Below are 21,738 nucleotides of genomic sequence, written 5' to 3'. Positions count from 1 at the left end.
CGGCCCGGTCGCCCCCACCGCCCCGTCCGCGCCCCCGACCCACCCCGAAGCGGGACGATCTGCCCAGGTATCGTCGCTCTGCCTTACCACCACCCGTCCCTGCCTGCCCTGACTGGAGCCCGCATGCCCTCCGCCCGCCCCTCCGCCCGCCGCCGTACCGTCCTGCGTGGGGCCGCGGTCACACCGGTCGCCGGGCTCGGGCTGGCCGCCTGTTCGGCTCCGGGCGGCGGAGCCCCGGCGGAGGCGACGCCGACCGCACCGGTCGACCTCGGGGCCGAGAGCGAGGTCACCAAGGGCGGCGCGAAGCTCTACCGGGAGCACAACGTCGTCGTCAGCCGCTCCGCCGACGGCGCACTGAAGGCGTACAGCACGATCTGCACGCACGCGGGGTGCCCGATCAACAAACTCCAGGGCACGACGCTGGTCTGTCCCTGCCACGGCAGCGAGTTCGACGCGGTCACCGGAAAGGTGGTCCGGTCACCGGCCACCGAGCCGTTGAACGAGCTGCCGGTCAAGGCCGCGAACGGGCGGATCGTGGCGGGGCCGGGCGCCTGATCCCCGGGGACCGGTTCAGCGCCGGGTCATTCCCAGTCCCAGCCGATCCCGAGCAGGCCCGGCCGTACCCGGGGCTCGACCAGGTGGACGGAGCGGTGCAGCCCGCTCAGCGGGAGGGCCTGCCGACCGCTGCGCGGGGCCGCCGCGGAGTGCTGGGCGAACCGGTGGCAGCGCGTCGGCAGTGCGTCGGCGGCGAAACGCACCTGGAGGGTGTACTGGCCGCCGGGAAAGCCGAAGTCACGGACGTACTCGCGGGAGACACCGGCCGTGCCGTCCTCCACGGCGTAGCGGAAGAGGAAGGTGTCGCCGGAGCGCAGGCGGGTGCCGAAGAGGAGCTCGGCAACGAGCAGGCCGGTCTCCGGGTCCGCACGGATCCGTCCGGTGCGGCAGTTCTCCAGGGCGCGCACGGTCATGTGCTGCGGGGCACAGCCGGGGTCGCCGTGGTGGACGGCCACGAAACGGTCGACGCCGTCCCGGCGGGCGCGCACGATGTGCTGCGATTCACGGGCGGCCAGTTCGCGGTGGGCGCCGATCCGCACGCGCTCGTGGTGTCCAAGGGTGTGCAGACCGCCGTCGAGGGACCAGCCGAGTTCGGCCTGCAGGCGGTCCAGGACGTCGGAGGCCTCGATCAGGGAGCGGTAGGAGCGGGCGGCGGGGCGGCGTACGGCAGGGCCCTGGTCGGTATCGGCGAGCAGCCGGATCAGGGACTCCTCCGGGAGCTGAAGTATCTCCTCCAGGGCGCGGACGGCCCGCAGCGACTCCGGGCGCTGCGGGCGGCGGGCCCCCTGTTGCCAGTAACTCAGGCTGGTGACACCCACTTTGACCCCGTAGCGCGACAGATGGTGCTGCACGCGCTGGAGCGGCAGCCCGCGGGCGGCGATCGCGGCGCGCAGGGCCACATGGAAGGGGCCGCCGCGCAGGGCCGAGTCCAGTTCCGCGGTGGCGACGTCCGCGTGCTGTGTGCCGTGCCGCATGCAGAGGGGCCTTTCTCTTGGGGGGTTCACAACGGCTGGTCAGGCCGTTGGCGCGGGTCCGGGGCCACCCCGTCGGCGTCGGGGCGGCCGCACCTGGGCACGCCGCGTCCGCAGGCCGCTGCTCACGGCCCCGAGTTCCCCCGCATTGAAGCGTGTTGACCAATCCCCGACAACACCTTCGGCCGGCCGAAGGCGCCCACCTGGCCGAGGCGTGACCCCGTCGGCGGAAGGACCGTGCGGGGGGAGAGGCGCCGTGGCCGTCCGGGAGACCGAAGCCCGTTCGCACGCAGGGCGCCGATTTGGGGAGGAAGCCGCGCAAGATCCGTGCATAGTCCGTTGCGATCGGCTCAGTGGTTCCGCGCCGGTCACGGGGCGGGCTGGTGTCGGCGGAGTGCAGGGACGGCTGACGATGCCACCGAGGTGGCCGATTCCGAGATCCGCTCCCGGCGCGGGCGGGCGGGTCCTGACCGCGCCCGGAGCGCGAGGTTCTCGCTCCGATGACGGAGAGCGGCAGGGCGAGGGGCGGTGCGGGGAGGGGCGGCGATGGGCCATCACCGGACGCACCGATGGCCTCCTCCCTGTCGGCAAACTTCCCCAGATGCTCCGGTGCCCCTCTGTCCGGCGGCCCCCGCATACCCCGGGACCCTCTTCGCCCAGCGTCCCGGGACACCTCGCGAGCCCTCTCCTTTCCGTAGCCCCGCTGGCCCCGCCGCCCCCGCCCCCCCCCGTCGGCCCCCCGGGGGTTGTCCACAGGCTCGTCGCGGTGTCGGTGTGCGCCAGTAGGGTGTGAGACATGGCCGACCCCTCCAGCTACCGCCCCAAGCCGGGACAGATCCCGGACACTCCCGGGGTGTACAGGTTCCGCGACGAGCACCGCCGGGTGATCTACGTCGGAAAGGCGAAGAGCCTGCGCCAGCGCCTGGCGAACTACTTCCAGGACCTGACGAGCCTGCACCCCCGCACCCGGACGATGGTCACCACCGCCGCGTCCGTGGAGTGGACCGTGGTGTCCACGGAGGTCGAGGCGCTCCAGCTGGAGTACTCCTGGATCAAGGAGTACGACCCCCGGTTCAACGTCAAGTACCGCGACGACAAGAGCTACCCGTACCTCGCGGTGACGATGAACGAGGAGTTCCCGCGTGTCCAGGTGATGCGCGGTCACAAGAAGAAGGGCGTTCGCTACTTCGGGCCGTACGGCCACGCGTGGGCGATCCGGGACACCGTCGACCTGTTGCTGCGCGTGTTCCCGGTGCGCACCTGCTCCGCCGGGGTGTTCAAGAACGCCACCCGCACCGGCCGCCCCTGTCTGCTCGGCTACATCGGCAAGTGCTCCGCCCCCTGCGTCGACCGGATCTCCCCGGAGGACCACCGGGAACTGGCCGAGGAGTTCTGCGACTTCATGGCCGGCCGCACCGGCACCTACCTCCGCCGTCTGGAGAAGCAGATGATGGAGGCCGCCGAGGAGATGCAGTACGAGCGGGCCGCCCGCCTGCGCGACGACATCGAGGCGCTGAAGAAGGCCATGGAGAAGAACGCGGTCGTGCTCGCCGACGCGACCGACGCCGACCTGATCGCCGTCGCCGAGGACGAGCTGGAGGCGGCCGTCCAGATCTTCCATGTGCGCGGGGGCCGTGTGCGCGGTCAGCGCGGCTGGGTGACGGACAAGGTGGAGGACGTCACCACCGGAGCGCTCGTCGAGCACGCCCTCCAGCAGCTCTACGGCGAGGAGAGCGGGGACGCCGTCCCCAAGGAGGTGCTGGTCCCGGCGCTGCCCGAGCCGGTCGAGCCGGTCCAGGAGTGGCTCACCGGCCGCCGCGGGTCGAACGTCTCGCTGCGCATTCCGCAGCGCGGTGACAAGAAGGCGCTGATGGAGACCGTGCAGCGCAATGCCCTGCAGGCGCTCGGCCTGCACAAGACGAAGCGCGCCTCCGACCTCACCACCCGCTCCCGGGCGCTGGAGGAGATCGCCGACGCCCTGGACCTGGACAGCGCCCCCCTGCGTATCGAGTGCTACGACATCTCGCACCTTCAGGGCGACGACGTCGTGGCCTCCATGGTCGTCTTCGAGGACGGCCTGCAGCGCAAGAGCGAGTACCGCCGCTTTCAGATCAAGGGCTTCGCCGGCCAGGACGACGTGCGCTCCATGCACGAGGTGATCACCCGCCGCTTCCGCCGCTACCTCGCCGAGAAGGAGAGGACCGGTGAGTGGGCGGAGGAGGACGGCACGGAAAGCCCCCTCACGGACGCCGGTGCATCCACGGATGCCGCTGAGCCCACGGCCGTCGGGACCTTCACGGACGCCAGCGCCCTCATGGAAGCCAATGCGCCCGCGGCCCCCGGCGCCCTCACGGCCCCCAGTGCACCCACGGCCTCCGGCGCCGCCCTGGGGGCCCCTGGCGCAGCCACGGCCCCCGGCGCACCCACGACCGCCGACACCCCCACAGCCGTCGGCACCGACAGCGACGCCGGCCCGGTCAACGGTTTCAAGGACGACGACGGCCGTCCCAGGAAGTTCGCCTACCCGCCCCAGCTCGTGGTCGTCGACGGCGGCCAGCCGCAGGTCGCGGCGGCCAAGCGGGCGCTCGACGAGCTGGGTATCGACGACATCGCCGTCTGCGGCCTCGCCAAGCGCCTCGAAGAGGTCTGGCTGCCCGAGGACGACGACCCCGTGGTGCTGCCCCGTACCAGCGAGGGCCTCTACCTGCTCCAGCGCGTCCGTGACGAGGCGCACCGCTTCGCCATCACCTACCAGCGCACCAAGCGTGCCAAGCGGTTCCGTTCCGGACCGCTGGACGATGTACCGGGCCTCGGTGAGACCCGCAAACAGGCGTTGATCAAGCATTTCGGCTCGGTGAAGAAGCTGCGGTCCGCCACAATCGAGCAGATCCAGGAGGTGCCCGGGATAGGCCGCAAGACGGCCGAGACCATCGCCGCGGCCCTCGCCCAGGCGGCCCCGGCCGCGCCTGCCGTGAACACGGCGACCGGAGAGATCATGGATGACAGGGAAGACGAGGTGCCCGAGACGACGGCGGACGCCTCGGGGGAGCCCGTATCCGCGGGTGCCCCGGACGATCGGGGGCAGGAGAGATGACCGAGCGCGACGCACAGCACACAGCCCGGCGAGATCCGGCGTTCAGCGAAACGCAGGGTGCGCCCGAGGAAACGCACGACGAGGCGGGCCAGGATCAGCCGCAGGAAGCGGAAGCGGGCCAGGAAAACGGAGCAGAAGTGAGTACGGATGCCACGCCGGCCGGGGTGCCCGAGGCGGCCATCCCCGAGCTGGTGATCATCTCCGGCATGTCGGGAGCGGGCCGGTCGACGGCGGCGAAGTGCCTGGAGGACCTCGGCTGGTTCGTCGTGGACAACCTTCCGCCGGCCCTCATCCCCACCATGGTCGAGCTGGGCGCCCGCTCCCAGGGCAACGTGGCCCGGATCGCGGTCGTCGTCGACGTGCGCGGCCGGCGCTTCTTCGACAACCTGCGCGAGTCCCTCGCCGACCTCGACAGCAGGGGCGTCACCCGCCGGATCGTCTTCCTGGAGTCCTCGGACGACGCGCTGGTCCGCCGCTTCGAGTCGGTGCGCCGCCCGCACCCCCTCCAGGGCGACGGCCGGATCGTGGACGGCATCGCCGCCGAGCGCGAGCTGCTGCGCGAGCTGCGCGGCGACGCCGACCTGGTGATCGACACCTCCAGCCTCAACGTGCACGAGCTGCGCGCCAAGATGGACGCCCAGTTCGCCGGCGAGGAGGAGCCCGAGCTGCGGGCCACCGTGATGTCGTTCGGCTTCAAGTACGGCCTGCCGGTCGACGCCGACCTGGTCGCCGACATGCGGTTCCTGCCCAACCCGCACTGGGTGCCGGAGCTGCGCCCGTACACCGGCCTGAACGAGGAGGTGTCGGCGTACGTCTTCAACCAGCCGGGCGCCAAGGAGTTCCTCGACCGGTACGCCGAGCTGCTGCGGCTGATCGCGACCGGATACCGGCGCGAGGGCAAGCGCTACGTGACCATCGCCATCGGCTGTACGGGTGGTAAGCACCGCTCGGTCGCCGTGTCCGAGAAACTCGCTGCCCGTCTGGCCGCCGAGGGAGTGGAAACCGTAGTCGTGCACCGGGACATGGGGCGCGAGTGACCGGACGTTCTCCCCGGCTGAGCAGGCTGCGCCGGGTCGTGCCCGAGTCCCGCTCGGGCCGCCCCGTCGAGGCCCGCGGCGCCCGGCCGCGCCGGCGCGGTGCCCAGCCCAAGGTGGTCGCCCTGGGCGGCGGTATGGGCCTGTCCGCCTCGCTCGCCGCGCTGCGCCGGATCACCGGCGACCTCACCGCCGTCGTCACCGTGGCCGACGACGGCGGCTCCAGCGGGCGCCTCCGCGACGAACTCGGCGTGCTTCCTCCGGGTGATCTGCGCAAGGCCCTCGCCGCGCTGTGCGGTGACGACGACTGGGGCCAGACCTGGGCCCGGGTCATTCAGCACCGCTTCCAGTCCAAGGGCGACCTGCACGAGCACGCGGTCGGCAATCTGCTGATCGTCGCCCTGTGGGAACAGCTCGGCGACCACGTCCAGGCCCTGGACCTGGTCGGCAAGCTGCTCGGCGCGCACGGCCGGGTGTTGCCCATGTCCGCCGTGCCGCTGGAGCTCCAGGCCCTGGTCAAGGGGCACGACCCGGTGCGGCCGGAGGAGGTGGACATCGTCCGGGGGCAGGCCACGGTGGCGCTGACACCCGGCGAGGTGCAGTCCGTGCACCTGGTCCCGCACGACCCGCCGGCCGTGCCGGAGGCCGTCGCTGCGGTCCTGGACGCGGACTGGGTGGTGCTGGGCCCCGGGTCCTGGTTCTCCTCGGTGATCCCGCACCTGCTGGTCCCCGATCTCCTCGACGCGCTCACCGAGACCAAGGCCCGTAAGGTCCTGTCGCTGAACCTCGCACCGCAGCCGGGTGAAACCGAAGGCTTCTCCCCGCAGCGTCATTTGGAGGTTTTGGGCCGACACGCCCCTAAACTCGCCCTGGACGTGGTGCTGGCCGACGAGGCCGCTGTGCCCGACCGCGACTCGCTCACCGAAGCCGCCAAGCGGCTGGGAGCCGCGGTCGAGCTGGGCCCCGTGGCCCGGACCGACGGATCACCCCGGCATGATCCGGAGCTGTTGGCCGCCGCGTACGACCGTATTTTTCGGATGCATGGAAGGATCGGCCCATGGCGATGACGGCAGCGGTGAAGGACGAGATCTCCCGGCTACCCGTCACCCGGACCTGCTGCCGGAAGGCGGAGGTCTCCGCCATTCTGCGGTTCGCGGGCGGCCTCCACCTGGTGAGCGGGCGCATCGTGATCGAGGCGGAGCTGGACACCGCGATGGCGGCCAGGCGTCTCAAGCGGGACATCCTGGAGATCTTCGGCCACAGTTCCGAGCTGATCGTGATGGCTCCCGGCGGGCTGCGCCGCGGCTCGCGGTACGTGGTGCGGGTGGTCGCGGGCGGTGACCAGCTGGCCCGCCAGACCGGACTGGTGGACGGCCGGGGCCGCCCGATCCGGGGCCTGCCCCCGCAGGTCGTCTCCGGGGCGACCTGTGACGCGGAGGCGGCCTGGCGCGGCGCCTTCCTGGCGCACGGCTCGCTGACCGAGCCCGGCCGCTCGTCCTCCCTGGAGGTGACCTGCCCCGGCCCGGAGGCCGCGCTCGCGCTGGTCGGGGCGGCCCGACGGCTGTCCATCGCCGCGAAGGCCCGTGAGGTGCGCGGGGTGGACCGGGTGGTCGTCCGGGACGGTGACGCGATCGGTGCCCTGCTGACCCGCCTGGGCGCGCACGAGTCCGTGCTGGCCTGGGAGGAGCGCCGGATGCGCCGCGAGGTGCGGGCCACCGCGAACCGCCTCGCCAACTTCGACGACGCCAATCTGCGCCGCTCCGCGCGCGCGGCGGTCGCCGCCGGAGCGAGGGTCCAGCGCGCCCTGGAGATCCTCGCCGACGAGGTGCCCGAGCACCTCGCGGCGGCCGGGCGGCTGCGCATGGAGCACAAGCAGGCCTCCCTGGAGGAGCTGGGCGCACTCGCCGACCCGCCGCTCACCAAGGACGCCGTCGCGGGCCGGATCCGCCGTCTGCTGGCGATGGCCGACAAGCGCGCGTCCGACCTGGGCATTCCGGGCACCGAGGCCAACCTCAGCGAGGAACTGGCCGACAACCTCGCAGGCTGAGGAACCGTCAGCGCACCGGTGCCGACGGCCAAGCGGTCGTCGGCACCGGCTTTTGCATCTCTTTTAAGCCACCGTGAGCTGTCCGTGAGGCGCCCTTGACTGGATCATGAAGTGTCATGAGCCTGGCAGGGGTTCGCCGCCGTGGCGGACCACTGCTAGGGGGGTTCATGAGACACAGAGCGAGATCGATCCTCGCTGTCGGCGCGCTCCTGATCGGCGGAGCCGCACTCGCACCCATGGCCCAGGCGCAGACCGGGGGTTCGGCGAAGCCCGACCCCGACGAGGTCAAGGTCTACCGTGCCGACGTCACCAAGAAGCAGATTCCCCTGCTGCTCAAGGCCGGCCAGGACGGCCATGAGCTCGGCGACCAGGTCACCGGATCCGGCAAGACCGAAGTCGAGCTCTATCTCACCGGCGGGCAGGCCCGGACCCTGGAGAAGCAGGGCGTCGACCTCACCGAGCACACGCTGTCGGCCAAGGCGGAGAACCGTGTCGCGGACGCCTCCCAGGGCGTGTTCCGCCCGTACAGCGGCAGCGGCGGGCTCAAGGAGGAGATCCTCCGGACCGCGCAGGCCAACCCCGGCCTCACCAAGGTCGAGTCCATCGGCAGGACGATCAGCGGCCAGGACATCCTCGCGCTCAAACTGACCAAGGGTGCGAAGAGCTCCAAGGACGGTTCGAAGCCCTCCGTGCTGTACGTGTCCAACCAGCACGCGCGCGAGTGGATCACGCCGGAGATGACCCGCCGACTGATGCACTACTACCTGGACAACTACAGCACCGACAAGCGCGTCAAGAAAATCGTCGACTCGACCGAGCTGTGGTTCGTGCTGTCCGCCAACCCCGATGGCTACGACTACACCTTCCAGAACTCCGACACCCGCCTGTGGCGCAAGAACCTGCGGGACGTCAACGGCGACGGCGCCATCAGCACGGGCGACGGCGTCGACCTCAACCGCAACTTCGGCTACAAGTGGGGCTACGACGACGAGGGTTCGTCCCCGAACCCCACCAGCGAGACCTACCGCGGCGCGAGCCCCGAGTCCGAGCCCGAGACCAAGGCGCTGGACGACTTCGAGAAGCGGGTCGACTTCAGGTACGGCATCAACTACCACTCGGCCGCCGAGCTCCTCCTCTACGGCGTCGGCTGGCAGGTGGCCACCCCGACCCCGGACGACGTCCTCTACAAGGCGCTGGCCGGCACCCCGGACAACTCGGCGATCCCCGGCTACCATCCGCAGGTCTCCTCGGAGCTGTACACCACCAACGGCGAGGCGGACGGCCACGCGTCGAACGTCAACGGCATGGCGATGTTCACCCCCGAGATGTCGACCTGCCAGACGGCCTCGAACATCGACCCGAACGACGCCTGGAACGCCGCCGACTGCCAGTCGGTCTTCAACTTCCCGGACGACGAGACGCTGATCCAGGACGAGTTCGCGAAGAACATCCCATTCGCGCTCTCGGTCGCCGAGACCGCCGCCCACCCCGACCAGCCGGTCTCCTCGGTCGGCCTGAGCGCCGCCGACTTCACCCCGGCCACGTTCTCCACGTCGTACTCGCGCGGCGCCGACCAGGAGGTCTCCGCCGTCGTCCGCAAGGCGATCCGCGACAAGGAGCTGAAGTACCGCGTCAACGGCGGCCGTACGCTCGACATGGCGCTCAAGCCCTGGAAGGGCGGCGAGACCTACGGCGGCGAGGACAACCTCTACTTCGACGAGTACCGGGCCAAGGTGAAGGACGGCGTGCCGGGCGACAAGGTCGAGGTCTGGTTCACCGGGGAGACCAAGAGCGGCAAGAAGGTCTCCAGCTCGCACTTCACGTACACCGTCGCCGAGCGCCCCAAGGCGGACACCCTGGTGGTCGCTGAGGAAGGCGCCAAGGCCACCGAGGCCCAGACCTATGTCGACGCGCTGAAGGCGGCCGGGCACAAGGCGGTCGTCTGGGACGTCGCCACCCAGGGCGCGCCCGACGCGCTCGGCGTGCTGAAGCACTTCGGGACGGTCGTCCACTACTCCGGCACCAAGGGCCCCGGCAACGACACCCAGCTGCAGCTGCGCGCCTATCTCAACGAGGGCGGCAAGCTGGTCGAGGCGGGCGAGCTGGCCGGCGGCAGCGTCGACCTCGGCGACGGCACCCCGTCCAACGACTTCAGCCAGTACTACCTGGGTGCCTACTCCCGTACGTCGACACCGGGCGCCACCGGCTTCACCGGCTCCGGTTCGCTGGACGGCTTCGGCGGCGCCCTCAGCGGCACCTCCGCCAACCCGCTCGACAAGGCCGGGACCTACGCCGTCACCTCCGACGAGCTCTCCACCGACAGCTACCCCCAGTTCGCCAGCGCGGGCGCCGGCCAGTTCGCCGGGACCATCAACCCGTACGGGCCGTACTCGGGGTCCTACATGGCGGCGGCCGTCCACACCGACGACGCCTACAAGCGCCTCACCCGCACCATCGACCTCACCGGCGTCACCGCGGCCGACCAGCCGGCCCTGAGTGCCAAGCTGCTCTGGGACACCGAGCCCGGCTACGACCACGCGGTGGTCGAGGCGCACGTCGTGGGCTCCGACGACTGGACGACCCTGCCCGAGGCGGGCGGCGCCACCAGTGACGCCGTGCCGAGCGAGTGCGGGGCCGGGTTCCTGATCGCCGAGCACCCGTGGCTCAAGCACTACCTGACCATCGGGGCCAACCAGTGCACCGCGAGCGGCACCACCGGCTCCTGGCACAGCCTCACCGGCAGCTCCGCGGGCTGGCAGTCGGTGAAGTTCGACCTGAGCGCCTACGCCGGAAGGGCCGTCGAGGTCTCCATCGGCTACATCACCGACCCGAGCACCGGCGGACACGGCGTCCTCGTCGACGACGCCTCGCTCGTGACCGGCGGCACGGCCACCGAGACCGAGGGCTTCGAAACCTCCTTGGGCGCCTGGAGCGTCACCGGACCGCCCGCGGGCAGCCCGGCCGTCCTCAAGGACTGGGAGCGCACCGGAGCCCTGTTCAAGACGTACGGGGCCGTCACCACCGGCCGCACCGTGCTGCTCGGCTTCGGCCTCGAACAGGTCACCTCGGCCGCCGAGCGTGCCGCTCTGGTGAAGAAGGCGTTGACGGCACTCGACAACTGACGGCGAGGGCACACGACAAGTGAGCCGACCCGCTCACGAACGAGTGACAACGGGCTGAAACCCGATCGGCATTCCGTGACAAAATGGTGTGATCCGACCCACGATCCGAGGTGGTCCGTACCCCTACTGGCGGGTACGGACCGCCTCGCCGTGTATGGGGCATCTGGATGTCACCTCGGGAGTCTCAGGGAGGTAGGGTCGTGGGTGGTCGGGGACATCCCAAATACAGCTCGCCGGCACCGCATGGCCGGCGTACCAACGAGGAGATCGGTTCGTGACGATCCGCGTAGGCATCAACGGCTTCGGCCGCATTGGTCGCAACTACTTCCGCGCGCTGCTGGAGCAGGGTGCTGACATCGAGATCGTGGCTGTCAACGACCTGGGTGACACCGCGACCACCGCCCACCTGCTCAAGTACGACACGATCCTTGGGCGCCTCAAGGCCGAGGTGTCGCACACCGCCGACACCATCACGGTCGACGGTCACACCATCAAGGTCCTGTCCGAGCGCAACCCCTCCGACATCCCGTGGGGCGAGCTGGGCGTCGACATCGTCATCGAGTCGACCGGCATCTTCACCAAGAAGGACGACGCCGCCAAGCACATCGCCGGTGGCGCCAAGAAGGTCCTCATCTCGGCTCCGGCCAAGGACGAGGACATCACCATCGTGATGGGCGTCAACCAGGACAAGTACGACGCGGCCAACCACCACGTCATCTCCAACGCCTCCTGCACCACCAACTGTGTGGCGCCGATGGCGAAGGTCCTCGACGAGAACTTCGGCATCGTCAAGGGCCTGATGACGACGGTGCACGCGTACACGAACGACCAGCGGATCCTGGACTTCCCGCACAAGGACCTGCGCCGCGCCCGCGCCGCCGCGGAGAACATCATCCCGACCACCACGGGTGCCGCCAAGGCCACCGCGCTGGTCCTGCCGCAGCTCAAGGGCAAGCTGGACGGCATCGCCATGCGCGTGCCGGTCCCGACCGGTTCCGCCACCGACCTGGTCGTGACGCTGCAGCGCGAGGTCACCAAGGACGAGGTCAACGCCGCGTTCAAGAAGGCCTCCGAGGACGGCGACCTGAGCGGCTACCTGGCGTACACCGAGGACGAGATCGTCTCCTCGGACATCGTCGGCGACCCGGCCTCCTGCACCTTCGACTCCTCCCTGACCATGGTCCAGGAGGGCAACACGGTGAAGATCCTCGGCTGGTACGACAACGAGTGGGGCTACTCCAACCGCCTCGTCGACCTCACGGTCTTCGTCGGCAACCAGCTCTGATCGGCCAAGCAGGCACCTCGATGCGGTAGCAGGGCTCGGGCAGCGCACGGTCGCGCCGCCCGAGCCCTGACGCACGTAAGGATCGACCCGGCGTCTACGGTTCGATCAGCCCTCGTACGATCAAGAGCCCTCCTGTAGGAGTCCCCACCCATGAAGACGATCGACGAACTCCTCGCCGAAGGGGTCGACGGCAAGCGGGTCTTCGTCCGCGCCGACCTCAACGTGCCGATGTCCGACGGCCTCATCACCGACGACGGCCGCATCCGCGCCGTCCTGCCCACCGTCAAGGCCCTCGCCGATGCGGGCGCCAAGGTGGTCGTCGCCTCGCACCTGGGCCGCCCCAAGGGCGCCCCGGACCTGAAGTTCTCGCTGCTCCAGGCCGCCGAGCGGCTCGCCGAACTGCTCGCCGCCCCGGTCGCGTTCGCCCAGGACACCGTCGGCCCCGCCGCCCACGACGCGGTGCGGGGCCTTGAGCCCGGCCAGGTCGCGGTCATCGAGAACCTGCGTTTCAACGCCGGCGAGACCTCGAAGGACGACACCGAGCGCGGCGAGTTCGCCGACCAGCTCGCCGCCCTCGCGGACGTCTACGTCGGCGACGGCTTCGGTGCCGTGCACCGCAAGCACGCCTCCGTCTACGACCTCCCGGCCCGGCTGCCACACTACGCCGGCTACCTGATCGCCACCGAGGTCGGCGTCCTGAAGAAGCTCACCGAGGACGTCAAGCGCCCCTACGTGGTGGTGCTCGGCGGCGCCAAGGTCTCCGACAAGCTCGCCGTCATCGACGAGCTGCTCGGCAAGGCCGACCGCATCCTCGTCGGCGGCGGCATGGTGTACACCTTCCTCAAGGCCAAGGGCTACGAGGTCGGCAGCTCCCTCCTCCAGGAGGACCAGCTCGGCACCGTCACCGAGTACCTGGAGCGCGCCGAGAAGACCGGCGTCGAGATCGTCCTGCCCGTCGACACCCTCGTCGCCCCCGAGTTCCCGGACCTGTCGGGCAAGGCCCCGTCCCACCCCAGCACGGTCGCCGCGGACGCCATGCCGGCCGGCCAGATGGGCCTGGACATCGGCCCGGAGACCAGCAAGCTGTACGCCTCGAAGCTCGCAGACGCCGCCACCGTCTTCTGGAACGGCCCCATGGGCGTCTTCGAGCACCCCGACTACGCCGCGGGCACCCGGGCGGTCGCCCAGGCCCTCGTCGAGTCCAAGGGCTTCACCGTCGTCGGCGGCGGGGACTCCGCAGCCGCCGTACGCATCCTCGGCTTCGACGAGAACGCGTTCGGACACATCTCGACCGGTGGCGGCGCCTCCCTCGAATACCTCGAGGGCAAGACGCTCCCCGGCCTCGCCGCACTGGAGGACTGACCCCGTATGACCACTCGCACGCCGATCATGGCGGGCAACTGGAAGATGAACCTCAACCACCTCGAGGCCATCGCGCACGTCCAGAAGCTCGCCTTCGCCCTGGCCGACAAGGACTACGAGGCCGTCGAGGTCGCCGTCCTGCCGCCCTTCACCGACCTGCGTTCCGTGCAGACCCTGGTCGACGGCGACAAGCTCAAGATCAAGTACGGCGCCCAGGACCTCTCGGCGCACGACTCCGGCGCCTACACCGGTGAGATCTCCGGTCCGATGCTGGCCAAGCTGAAGTGCACGTACGTGGTCATCGGCCACTCCGAGCGCCGGCAGTACCACGCCGAGACCGACGAGATCGTGAACGCCAAGGTCAAGACCGCCTACAGGCACGGTCTGACCCCGATCCTGTGCGTCGGCGAGGAGCTGGAGGTCCGCGAGGCGGGCAACCACGTCTCCCACACCCTCGCCCAGGTCGAGGGCGGTCTGAAGGACGTCCCGGCCGAGCAGGCCGAGACCGTCGTGATCGCCTACGAGCCCGTCTGGGCCATCGGCACCGGCAAGGTCTGCGGTTCCGGGGACGCCCAGGAGGTCTGCGCCGCGATCCGCGCCAAGGTCGCCGAGCTGTACAGCCAGGAGCTGGCCGACCAGGTCCGCATCCAGTACGGCGGCTCCGTGAAGGCCGGCAACGTGGCCGAGATCATGGCGCAGGCCGACATCGACGGCGCGCTGGTCGGCGGCGCCTCGCTGGACGCCGACGAATTCGTCAAGATCGTGCGCTTCCGCGACCAGTGAGGGGACCCGCCAGTAGGCGGTAGCGGCGATCCGTCGTACCCTTGCGGGGCCGAAACTGTTATCAGGAGCATGTTCCGAGCTCCGGTGCCGGTTGCGGCCCCGCAGTCCATCCGTATCCGAGGAAGTTGGTCCAGCCGTGGTTTTGGGGTTCTCGATCGCCCTGATCGTCTTCAGCCTGCTGATGATGCTGCTGGTGCTGATGCACAAGGGCAAGGGCGGCGGTCTTTCCGACATGTTCGGTGGCGGCATGCAGTCCTCCGTCGGTGGCTCCTCGGTCGCCGAGCGGAACCTGGACCGGATCACCGTGGTGATCGGTCTGCTGTGGTTCGCGTGCATCATCGTCCTCGGCATGCTGATGAAGACGAACAGCTGATCCGCGACTCGCACACACGCACAATCCGTACGTAAGGCCCCATGTTCGGTACGCGCACCTGAGCGCGGCCTATCATGGGGCTTGCGTCTAGGTGCGGGGGCGGTAACTCCCAACACTGGACGCGCGTTGGGCCTTACGTAGACTGAGGCGCTCGCAACGAAGCGACACGCCGACTCGCTTCGCGGCACCATCACGCAGGGAGTTACGACCGTGGCAAGTGGCAACGCGATCCGAGGTAGCCGGGTCGGGGCGGGGCCGATGGGCGAGGCCGAGCGCGGCGAGTCCGCGCCGCGTCTGCGCATCTCCTTCTGGTGCTCCAACGGGCACGAGACGCAGCCGAGCTTCGCCAGCGACGCGCAGGTGCCCGAGACCTGGGACTGCCCGCGCTGTGGCTTCCCGGCCGGTCAGGACCGGGACAACCCGCCGGACCCGCCGCGCACCGAGCCGTACAAGACGCACCTCGCGTATGTACGGGAGCGGCGCAGCGACGCGGACGGCGAGGCGATCCTCGCCGAGGCGCTCGCCAAACTGCGGGGCGAGATCTAGGAGTCGGGACCGGCCGGGTGCCTGAGGGCGCCTGGCCGGAGCTGTCTCCGCGGCCGGGCCCGGGCCGTTGTCAGTGGTGCCCTCTACGGTTTGTGCATCAGCGAATCGTGAGGGGGCGATGATGACGGTCGAGGAGCGGGCGCCCGCGTGGCGCGGGGGATTCGGGCGGCTGTGGACGGCCGCGGTGGTCTCCCGGTTCGGGGACGCGTTACGGACGTCCGCGCTGCCCCTGCTGGCCGCGCGCCTGACCGACGACCCCCTCGCCATCGCCTCGGTGACCGCCTGCGGCTATGTGCCGTGGCTGCTGTTCGGGCTGCTCGGCGGTGCCGTCGCGGACCGGGTGGACCAGCGGCGTGCGATGTGGGCCGCGGACACCGTACGAGGGCTGCTCGTCGCCGCCTTCGCGCTCGCCGTGGGGCTCGGCCACGCCTCGATCCCGCTGCTGCTCCTGCTCACCTTCGCGCTGACCACGCTCCAGACGCTCTTCGACAACGCGTCCACGGCCCTGCTGCCCTCCCTGGTCGACCGGCAGACACTGGGCGGGGCCAACGCCCGGCTGATGACCGGACAGCAGATCGCGGGCGGGCTGCTCGGCGCCCCGCTGGTCCCGCTGCTGCTGGCCGCCGGCGCGTTCATGCCCTTCGCCGCCGACGCGACCACCTACCTGGCGGCCGCCGCCCTGGTCGCCTCCCTGCGGACACGGCCGCCGGAGCGGACGCCACGCCCGGCCGGCAGCACCCTGCGCTCCGAGATCGGCGAGGGCCTGCGCGCGCTGTGGCAGGACCGCGCCCTGCGGGCGGTCTGCGTGGCCACGCTGCTCTGCAACATCGGCATGGGTGCTCTGATCGCCACCCTGGTGCTGCATGTGACGCGCTGGCTGCACGCGGGCAGCGCGGGATACGCGGCGGCCATGACCGCGTACTCGGCCGGCAGCATCACCGGCGGCTTCCTCGCCCAGCGCGTCGCCCGCCGCACCGGGCGGGTCCGCGCCCTGCTGGTCGCCGGGACCGTCCAGACGGCGTCCCTGGTCCTCATCGGCACCGTCGGTCACCTCGGAGCCCTCGTCGCCGGCATGCTGCTGCTCGGCGCGATGAACATGGTGTGGAACGTCAACCAGGTCACGCTGATGCAGCAACGCGCACCCGAGTCGATGACCGGCCGGATCGCCGCCGCCTTCCGCACCTCCTCGACGTCCGGCGCGCCGCTCGGCGCCCTCCTCGGCGGAGCCGTCGCAGGGGCGTACGGCCTGAACGGGCCCGCGCTGCTCGCCGCCGTCCTGTTCGGTCTGGCCGTCACCTCGTTGATACCGGTGCGCAAGCCGGACGTACCTGTTGTTGCGCCGCGGGACGGCGCGACAGCAGGCCGCGTCCCACGCTGATCAACTAGGTTGGAACGGCAGCGGGGCAGGCACGCAACAGGACAGGTGCAAGGAAGAAGGCTGAAGTCGCACATGAACGCAGACGGCCGTACCAGGCTCAACCAGACGCCCGAGTGGACCGCGCTCGCCAAGCACCGGGAGGAGCTCGCCGACACCCATCTGCGGGACCTGTTCGCCGCCGACCCGGCGCGCGGCACGGGCTACACCCTCCAGGTCGGTGACCTCCACATCGACTACTCGAAGCACCTGGTCAACGACGACACGCTGCGGCTGCTGCGCGAGCTGGCCGCCGCCACCGACGTCTTCGGCCTGCGGGACGCCATGTTCCGCGGCGAGAAGATCAACGTCACCGAGAACCGCGCCGTGCTGCACACGGCGCTGCGCGCCCCGCGTGACGCGGTGATCGAGGTCGATGGCGAGAACGTCGTACCGCAGGTGCACGCGGTCCTGGACAAGATGAGCGGCTTCGCCGACCGGGTCCGCTCCGGCGCCTGGACCGGCCACACAGGCAAGCGCATCAAGAACGTGGTCAACATCGGCATCGGCGGCTCCGACCTCGGCCCCGCGATGGCCTACGAGGTGCTGCGCAGCTTCGCCGACCGCGACCTCACGGTCCGCTTCGTGTCCAACGTCGACGGCGCCGACCTGCACGAGTCCACCCGTGACCTGGACGCCGCCGAGACGCTGTTCATCATCGCCTCGAAGACGTTCACCACGATCGAGACGATCACCAACGCCACCTCGGCCCGCAACTGGCTGCTCGGCGAGCTGAAGGCCGGTCAGGACGCCGTCGCCAAGCACTTCGTGGCCCTGTCGACCAACTCCGAGAAGGTCGCCGACTTCGGCATCGACACGGAGAACATGTTCGAGTTCTGGGACTGGGTCGGCGGCCGCTACTCCTACGACTCCGCGATCGGCCTCTCGCTGATGATCGCCATCGGCCCGGACCGCTTCCGCGAGATGCTCGACGGCTTCCACCTGGTCGACGAACACTTCCGCACCGCCCCCGCCGAGTCCAACGTCCCGCTCCTGCTGGGCCTGCTCGGCATCTGGTACGGCAACTTCCACGACGCCCAGTCGCACGCGGTACTGCCGTACAGCCACTACCTGTCGAAGTTCACCGCGTACCTCCAGCAGCTGGACATGGAGTCCAACGGCAAGCACGTGGCGCGGGACGGCAAGGAGGTCGAGTGGACCACCGGCCCGGTCGTCTGGGGCACGCCCGGCACCAACGGGCAGCACGCGTACTACCAGTTGATCCACCAGGGTACGAAGCTGATCCCGGCGGACTTCATCGGCTTCGCCGAGCCGGTGGCCGAGCTGAGCGGTGAACTCAAGGCGCAGCACGACCTGTTGATGGCGAACTTCTTCGCCCAGACCCAGGCGCTGGCCTTCGGCAAGACGGCGGAGGAGGTCCGCGCGGAGGGCGTGCCGGAAGAGCTGGTCCCGCACAAGACCTTCAAGGGCAACCGCCCGACGACCACCATCCTCGCCCGCGCGCTGACCCCGTCGGTCCTCGGCCAGCTCGTCGCCCTCTACGAGCACAAGGTGTTCACCCAGGGCGCCGTCTGGAACATCGACTCCTTCGACCAGTGGGGCGTGGAGCTCGGCAAGGTCCTCGCCAAGCGCGTGGAACCGGCCCTGACGGAGGGCGCGGAGGTACCCGGCCTGGACGCGTCGACCAAGGCCCTGGTGGCCAAGTACCGGGAGCTGCGCGGACGTTAGGCCCGGTCATGAAAGAACCCGTACGGCCGCGAGCCGTACGGGTTCCTTTTCGGGGCTTCGTCAGGGTGAAGCAGGCGGGTACAGCGACCGGGGCAGTTGGGATGCCGCTGCCGCGTCCAGGAGCCACAGGGTGCGCCGGCGGCCCTGGGCGCCCGCTGCCGGGGCCTGGATCTCGCCCGCGCCCGAGAGGGCGATGGCGACGGCCTCGGCCTTGTCCTCGCCCGCCGCCAGCAGCCAGACCTCGCGGGCCGAGCGGATGGCGGGGAGGGTGAGGGAGACCCGGGTCGGCGGCGGCTTGGGTGCGCCGTGGACGCCCACCACCGTGCGCTCCGTCTCCCGGACCGCGGGCAGCTCGGGGAAGAGCGAGGCCACGTGGGTGTCCGGGCCGACGCCCAGCATCAGGACGTCGAAGGTCGGTACCGAGCCGTGGTTCTCGGGGCCGGCCGCGCGGGCCAGTTCCGCGGCGTAGGACTCGGCGGCCGCCTCCACGTCCGCGCCCCAGGGGCCGTCCGACGCGGGCATGGCGTGCACGCGCTTCGGGTCCACCGGGACCTGGTCGAGCAGGGCTTCCCGGGCCTGGGTGACATTGCGCTCCGGGTCACCCTCGGGGAGGAAGCGTTCGTCGCCCCACCACAGGTCGAGCCGGCCCCAGTCGATCGCGTCCCGGGCCGGAGCCGCGGCGAGAGCCGCGAGCAGGCCGTTGCCGTTGCGGCCGCCCGTGAGGACCACGGACGCCTCGCCCCGGGAGGCCTGGGCGTCCACGATCTTCGTGATCAGGCGGGCCGCGGCGGCCTGGGCCATCAGCTCCTTGTCGTGGTGCACGACCAGCTGGGGGGTGCTCATGGCGCCTTCACCCTCTTCTTCAGCGGTTCCTTCGCCGCCGCTTCGGGTGCGGGAGCTTCCGCGGCAGCGGCTTCGACGACCGGTTCTCCTTTGGCAGGCGGCTCGGTGGCCTGGGCGGCCGGGACGGCCCCGGCGGCCGGAGCCTCCGGTACCGGTTCCGCGGCCGGCGAGGCCGACGCGTTCAGCCGTTCCACGCCGAACCGCAGCGCCGACGCGTAGGTGTCGTCCGGGTCCAGCCGCCGCAGTTCCTCCGCGATCAGCTCGGCCGTCTCCCGCCGCTTCAGCGCCACCGCCCGGTCCGGCTGGCCGTCGATGGACAGGGTGGCGAGGGCGCCGTCCGCGCGGTCGAGCGCGATCGCGCCCTCGCTGGTATCGAGACGGACCGCCGTCAGACCCGGGCCGGACGAGAGGGAGCGCTTGACGGGGACGTCCAGCCGGTCCGCGAGCCACATCGCCAGCAGCTCGCAGCTCGGGTTGAACTCCTCGCCCTCCACCTCGACGGCCTTGACCTCGCAGACCACCTGGTCCAGGGCCGCCGCCAGCATCGAGCGCCAGGGCGTGATCCGGGTCCAGGACAGGTCCGTGTCGCCGGGGGTGTAGGCGTCCGCGCGGGCGGTCAGCTCCCGTACCGGCTGTTCGGAGGAGTAGGTGTCGGTGACCCGGCGCTGGGCGAGGGCGCCCAGCGGGTCCTTCGCCGGGTCGACGGGGGCGTTCACCGGCCACCAGGCGACGACCGGCGCGTCCGGCAGCAGCAGCGGCAGGACGACCGAGTCGGCGTGGTCGGCGACCTCGCCGTACAGCCGCAGCAGCACCGTCTCGCCGGAGCCCGCGTCCGCGCCCACCCGGACCTCGGCGTCCAGGCGGGACGCCGTACGGTCGCGGGGGGAGCGGGAGACGCGCTTGATGACGACCAGCGTGCGCGAGGGGTGCTCGTGCGAGGCGTCGCCGGCGGCCTTCAGGGCGTCGTACGCGTTCTCCTCGTCGGTGACGATGACGAGGGTCAGCACCATGCCCACGGCGGGCGTGCCGATGGCCCGGCGGCCCTGTACCAGCGCCTTGTTGACCTTGCCGGCCGTGGTGTCCGTGAGATCTATCTTCATGGCCGGCGCCAGCTCCGTCCGTCTCGTGCGAGCATCTCGTCGGCCTCGGCGGGACCCCAGGTGCCCGACGGGTACTGGGCGGGCCTGCCGTGCTGGTCCCAGTAGTCCTCGACCGGGTCGAGGATCTTCCAGGACAGCTCGACCTCCTCCGTGCGCGGGAAGAGGTTGGCGTCGCCCAGCAGCACGTCCAGGATCAGACGCTCGTACGCCTCCGGCGAGGACTCGGTGAAGGACTCGCCGTAGGCGAAGTCCATCGAGACGTCCCGGATCTCCATGGAGGTGCCCGGCACCTTGGAGCCGAAGCGGACCGTGATGCCCTCGTCGGGCTGGACGCGGATGACGACCGCGTTCTGCCCGAGTTCCTCGGTGGCGGTGTGGTCGAAGGGGGAGTGCGGGGCCCGCTGGAAGACCACCGCGATCTCGGTGACCCGGCGGCCCAGCCGCTTGCCGGTGCGCAGGTAGAACGGCACTCCCGCCCACCGGCGGTTGTCGATCTCCAGCTTCACGGCCGCGTAGGTGTCGGTCTTCGACTTGCCGTCGATGCCGTCCTCTTCGAGGTAGCCGATGACCTTCTCGCCACCCTGCCAGCCGGCCGCGTACTGGCCGCGCACGGTGTGCCTGCCCAGGTCGTCCGGCAGCCGTACCGCGCCGAGCACCTTCTCCTTCTCGGCGGCCAGCGCGTCCGCGTCGAAGGAGGCGGGCTCCTCCATCGCGGTCAGGGCCATCAGCTGGAGCAGGTGGTTCTGGATGACGTCACGGGCGGCGCCGATGCCGTCGTAGTAGCCGGCGCGGCCGCCGATGCCGATGTCCTCGGCCATGGTGATCTGGACGTGGTCCACGAAGGACCGGTTCCAGATCGGCTCGAACATGGTGTTGGCGAAGCGCAGCGCCAGGATGTTCTGGACGGTCTCCTTGCCGAGGTAGTGGTCGATCCGGAACACCTGGTCCGGTTCGAACACCTCGTGCACGACCTTGTTGAGCGCCTCGGCCGACTTCAGGTCGTGGCCGAAGGGCTTCTCGATGACCGCGCGCCGCCAGGAGCCGCCGCTCTGGTCCGCCAGGCCGTGCTTCTTCAGCTGCTGGATGACGACAGGGAAGGAGCGCGGCGGGACGGACAGGTAGAAGGCGAAGTTGCCGCCGGTGCCCTGCGCCTTGTCCAGCTCCTCGATGGTGGAGCGGAGCCGCTCGAAGGCGTCGTCGTCGTCGAAGGTGCCCTGGACGAAGCGCATCCCCTGGATGAGCTGCTGCCAGACCTCTTCGCGGAACGGGGTGCGGGCGTGTTCCTTGACGGCGTCGTGGACCTCGGCGGCGAAGTCCTCGTTGGCCCACTCGCGGCGGGCGAAGCCGACCAGGGAGAAGCCCGGCGGCAGCAGACCCCGGTTGGCGAGGTCGTAGACCGCGGGCATGAGCTTCTTGCGGGAGAGGTCGCCCGTGACGCCGAAGATCACCAGACCCGACGGTCCCGCGATACGCGGGAGCCGTCGGTCTGCGGGGTCACGCAGCGGGTTGCTGCTCGACAA

At 70.6% G+C, this 21,738-nt stretch carries 17 protein-coding genes; 13 read left to right on the top strand and 4 right to left on the bottom strand.

Going from position 1 to position 21,738, the window contains the following annotated elements; genetic code table 11:
• Positions 1-123 precede the first annotated feature (123 nt).
• On the top strand, positions 124-555 hold the full coding sequence (locus ACGFZQ_RS17265) for a Rieske (2Fe-2S) protein (RefSeq protein WP_393841076.1): 432 nt from the start codon (positions 124-126) through the stop codon (positions 553-555).
• 26 nt (positions 556-581) lie between these two features.
• Here the strand turns inward: ACGFZQ_RS17265 and ACGFZQ_RS17260 are convergent, their stop codons facing one another.
• On the bottom strand, positions 582-1,529 hold the full coding sequence (locus tag ACGFZQ_RS17260) for a hypothetical protein (protein ID WP_393841075.1): 948 nt from the start codon (positions 1,527-1,529) through the stop codon (positions 582-584).
• A gap of 793 nt (positions 1,530-2,322) precedes the next feature.
• Between ACGFZQ_RS17260 and uvrC the strand changes: the two genes are divergently transcribed.
• From uvrC to pgi, 12 genes are all read left to right on the top strand, one after another.
• Entirely contained in the window at positions 2,323-4,620 is a 2,298-nt protein-coding gene (gene uvrC, locus ACGFZQ_RS17255; protein WP_393841074.1) for an excinuclease ABC subunit UvrC, read from the top strand.
• A complete protein-coding gene (rapZ, locus tag ACGFZQ_RS17250; RefSeq protein WP_393841073.1) occupies positions 4,617-5,657 on the top strand; it encodes an RNase adapter RapZ in 1,041 nt (346 codons plus the stop codon). The genes uvrC and rapZ overlap by 4 nt, the downstream gene beginning before the upstream one ends.
• Positions 5,654-6,721: a uridine diphosphate-N-acetylglucosamine-binding protein YvcK gene (gene yvcK, locus ACGFZQ_RS17245; RefSeq protein WP_393841072.1), complete on the top strand. Its 1,068-nt coding sequence runs from the start codon at positions 5,654-5,656 to the stop codon at positions 6,719-6,721. The genes rapZ and yvcK overlap by 4 nt, the downstream gene beginning before the upstream one ends.
• On the top strand, positions 6,712-7,701 hold the full coding sequence (gene whiA, locus ACGFZQ_RS17240) for a DNA-binding protein WhiA (RefSeq protein WP_089100932.1): 990 nt from the start codon (positions 6,712-6,714) through the stop codon (positions 7,699-7,701). The genes yvcK and whiA overlap by 10 nt, the downstream gene beginning before the upstream one ends.
• A 167-nt stretch (positions 7,702-7,868) precedes the next feature.
• Positions 7,869-10,823, top strand: coding sequence for a M14 family zinc carboxypeptidase (locus ACGFZQ_RS17235; protein ID WP_393841071.1), 2,955 nt, complete (start codon positions 7,869-7,871; stop codon positions 10,821-10,823).
• 274 nt (positions 10,824-11,097) lie between these two features.
• Positions 11,098-12,108, top strand: coding sequence for a type I glyceraldehyde-3-phosphate dehydrogenase (gene gap / locus ACGFZQ_RS17230; protein WP_351732883.1), 1,011 nt, complete (start codon positions 11,098-11,100; stop codon positions 12,106-12,108).
• A gap of 150 nt (positions 12,109-12,258) precedes the next feature.
• Positions 12,259-13,470 carry a phosphoglycerate kinase gene (locus tag ACGFZQ_RS17225; protein ID WP_351732886.1) on the top strand — a complete coding sequence of 404 codons (1,212 nt, stop codon included), beginning with the start codon at positions 12,259-12,261 and terminating at the stop codon, positions 13,468-13,470.
• Positions 13,471-13,476: 6 nt separating this feature from the next.
• A complete protein-coding gene (tpiA, locus tag ACGFZQ_RS17220) occupies positions 13,477-14,253 on the top strand; it encodes a triose-phosphate isomerase (RefSeq protein ID WP_393841070.1) in 777 nt (258 codons plus the stop codon).
• A 142-nt stretch (positions 14,254-14,395) separates the two neighbouring features.
• Positions 14,396-14,626: a preprotein translocase subunit SecG gene (gene secG / locus ACGFZQ_RS17215; protein WP_351733361.1), complete on the top strand. Its 231-nt coding sequence runs from the start codon at positions 14,396-14,398 to the stop codon at positions 14,624-14,626.
• Between the two features lie 210 nt (positions 14,627-14,836).
• Positions 14,837-15,172 (top strand): RNA polymerase-binding protein RbpA, encoded by a 336-nt coding sequence (locus tag ACGFZQ_RS17210; RefSeq protein ID WP_003976875.1) that lies wholly within the window; start codon positions 14,837-14,839, stop codon positions 15,170-15,172.
• 118 nt (positions 15,173-15,290) lie between these two features.
• Positions 15,291-16,550, top strand: coding sequence for an MFS transporter (locus ACGFZQ_RS17205; protein ID WP_393841069.1), 1,260 nt, complete (start codon positions 15,291-15,293; stop codon positions 16,548-16,550).
• A gap of 72 nt (positions 16,551-16,622) precedes the next feature.
• Positions 16,623-18,275 carry a glucose-6-phosphate isomerase gene (pgi, locus tag ACGFZQ_RS17200; RefSeq protein ID WP_393841068.1) on the top strand — a complete coding sequence of 551 codons (1,653 nt, stop codon included), beginning with the start codon at positions 16,623-16,625 and terminating at the stop codon, positions 18,273-18,275.
• Positions 18,276-18,335: 60 nt separating this feature from the next.
• On the opposite strand, the gene pgl is transcribed toward pgi, so the two are convergent.
• Genes pgl through zwf form a run of 3 tightly spaced genes read right to left on the bottom strand, consistent with a single transcriptional unit; the run spans position 18,336 to position 21,738 of the window.
• Positions 18,336-19,118 (bottom strand): 6-phosphogluconolactonase, encoded by a 783-nt coding sequence (gene pgl, locus ACGFZQ_RS17195; RefSeq protein WP_351732895.1) that lies wholly within the window; start codon positions 19,116-19,118, stop codon positions 18,336-18,338.
• Positions 19,115-20,218, bottom strand: a complete 1,104-nt coding sequence (gene opcA, locus ACGFZQ_RS17190; RefSeq protein WP_393841067.1) for a glucose-6-phosphate dehydrogenase assembly protein OpcA — start codon at positions 20,216-20,218, stop codon at positions 19,115-19,117. Before opcA ends, pgl begins: the two co-directional genes overlap by 4 nt.
• Positions 20,215-21,738 carry a glucose-6-phosphate dehydrogenase gene (gene zwf / locus ACGFZQ_RS17185; protein ID WP_351732900.1) on the bottom strand — a complete coding sequence of 508 codons (1,524 nt, stop codon included), beginning with the start codon at positions 21,736-21,738 and terminating at the stop codon, positions 20,215-20,217. The genes opcA and zwf overlap by 4 nt, the downstream gene beginning before the upstream one ends.

Origin of the sequence: Streptomyces sp. NPDC048254 (assembly GCF_043201895.1) — a bacterium.
GTDB lineage: Bacteria > Actinomycetota > Actinomycetes > Streptomycetales > Streptomycetaceae > Streptomyces.
Note: the sequence above shows the minus strand (reverse complement) of the source record. Positions and strands in the feature narration are given on the sequence as shown.

What these genes read in the sequence shown, in the direction of transcription:
- ACGFZQ_RS17265 (WP_393841076.1), top strand. Translation starts at nt 124, where the DNA reads ATGCCCTCCGCCCGCCCCTCCGCCCGCCGCCGTACCGTCCTGCGTGGG.
- ACGFZQ_RS17260 (WP_393841075.1), bottom strand. Translation starts at nt 1,529, where the DNA reads ATGCGGCACGGCACACAGCACGCGGACGTCGCCACCGCGGAACTGGAC.
- uvrC (WP_393841074.1), top strand. Translation starts at nt 2,323, where the DNA reads ATGGCCGACCCCTCCAGCTACCGCCCCAAGCCGGGACAGATCCCGGAC.
- rapZ (WP_393841073.1), top strand. Translation starts at nt 4,617, where the DNA reads ATGACCGAGCGCGACGCACAGCACACAGCCCGGCGAGATCCGGCGTTC.
- whiA (WP_089100932.1), top strand. Translation starts at nt 6,712, where the DNA reads ATGGCGATGACGGCAGCGGTGAAGGACGAGATCTCCCGGCTACCCGTC.
- ACGFZQ_RS17235 (WP_393841071.1), top strand. Translation starts at nt 7,869, where the DNA reads ATGAGACACAGAGCGAGATCGATCCTCGCTGTCGGCGCGCTCCTGATC.
- ACGFZQ_RS17225 (WP_351732886.1), top strand. Translation starts at nt 12,259, where the DNA reads ATGAAGACGATCGACGAACTCCTCGCCGAAGGGGTCGACGGCAAGCGG.
- tpiA (WP_393841070.1), top strand. Translation starts at nt 13,477, where the DNA reads ATGACCACTCGCACGCCGATCATGGCGGGCAACTGGAAGATGAACCTC.
- ACGFZQ_RS17205 (WP_393841069.1), top strand. Translation starts at nt 15,291, where the DNA reads ATGATGACGGTCGAGGAGCGGGCGCCCGCGTGGCGCGGGGGATTCGGG.
- pgi (WP_393841068.1), top strand. Translation starts at nt 16,623, where the DNA reads ATGAACGCAGACGGCCGTACCAGGCTCAACCAGACGCCCGAGTGGACC.
- pgl (WP_351732895.1), bottom strand. Translation starts at nt 19,118, where the DNA reads ATGAGCACCCCCCAGCTGGTCGTGCACCACGACAAGGAGCTGATGGCC.
- opcA (WP_393841067.1), bottom strand. Translation starts at nt 20,218, where the DNA reads ATGAAGATAGATCTCACGGACACCACGGCCGGCAAGGTCAACAAGGCG.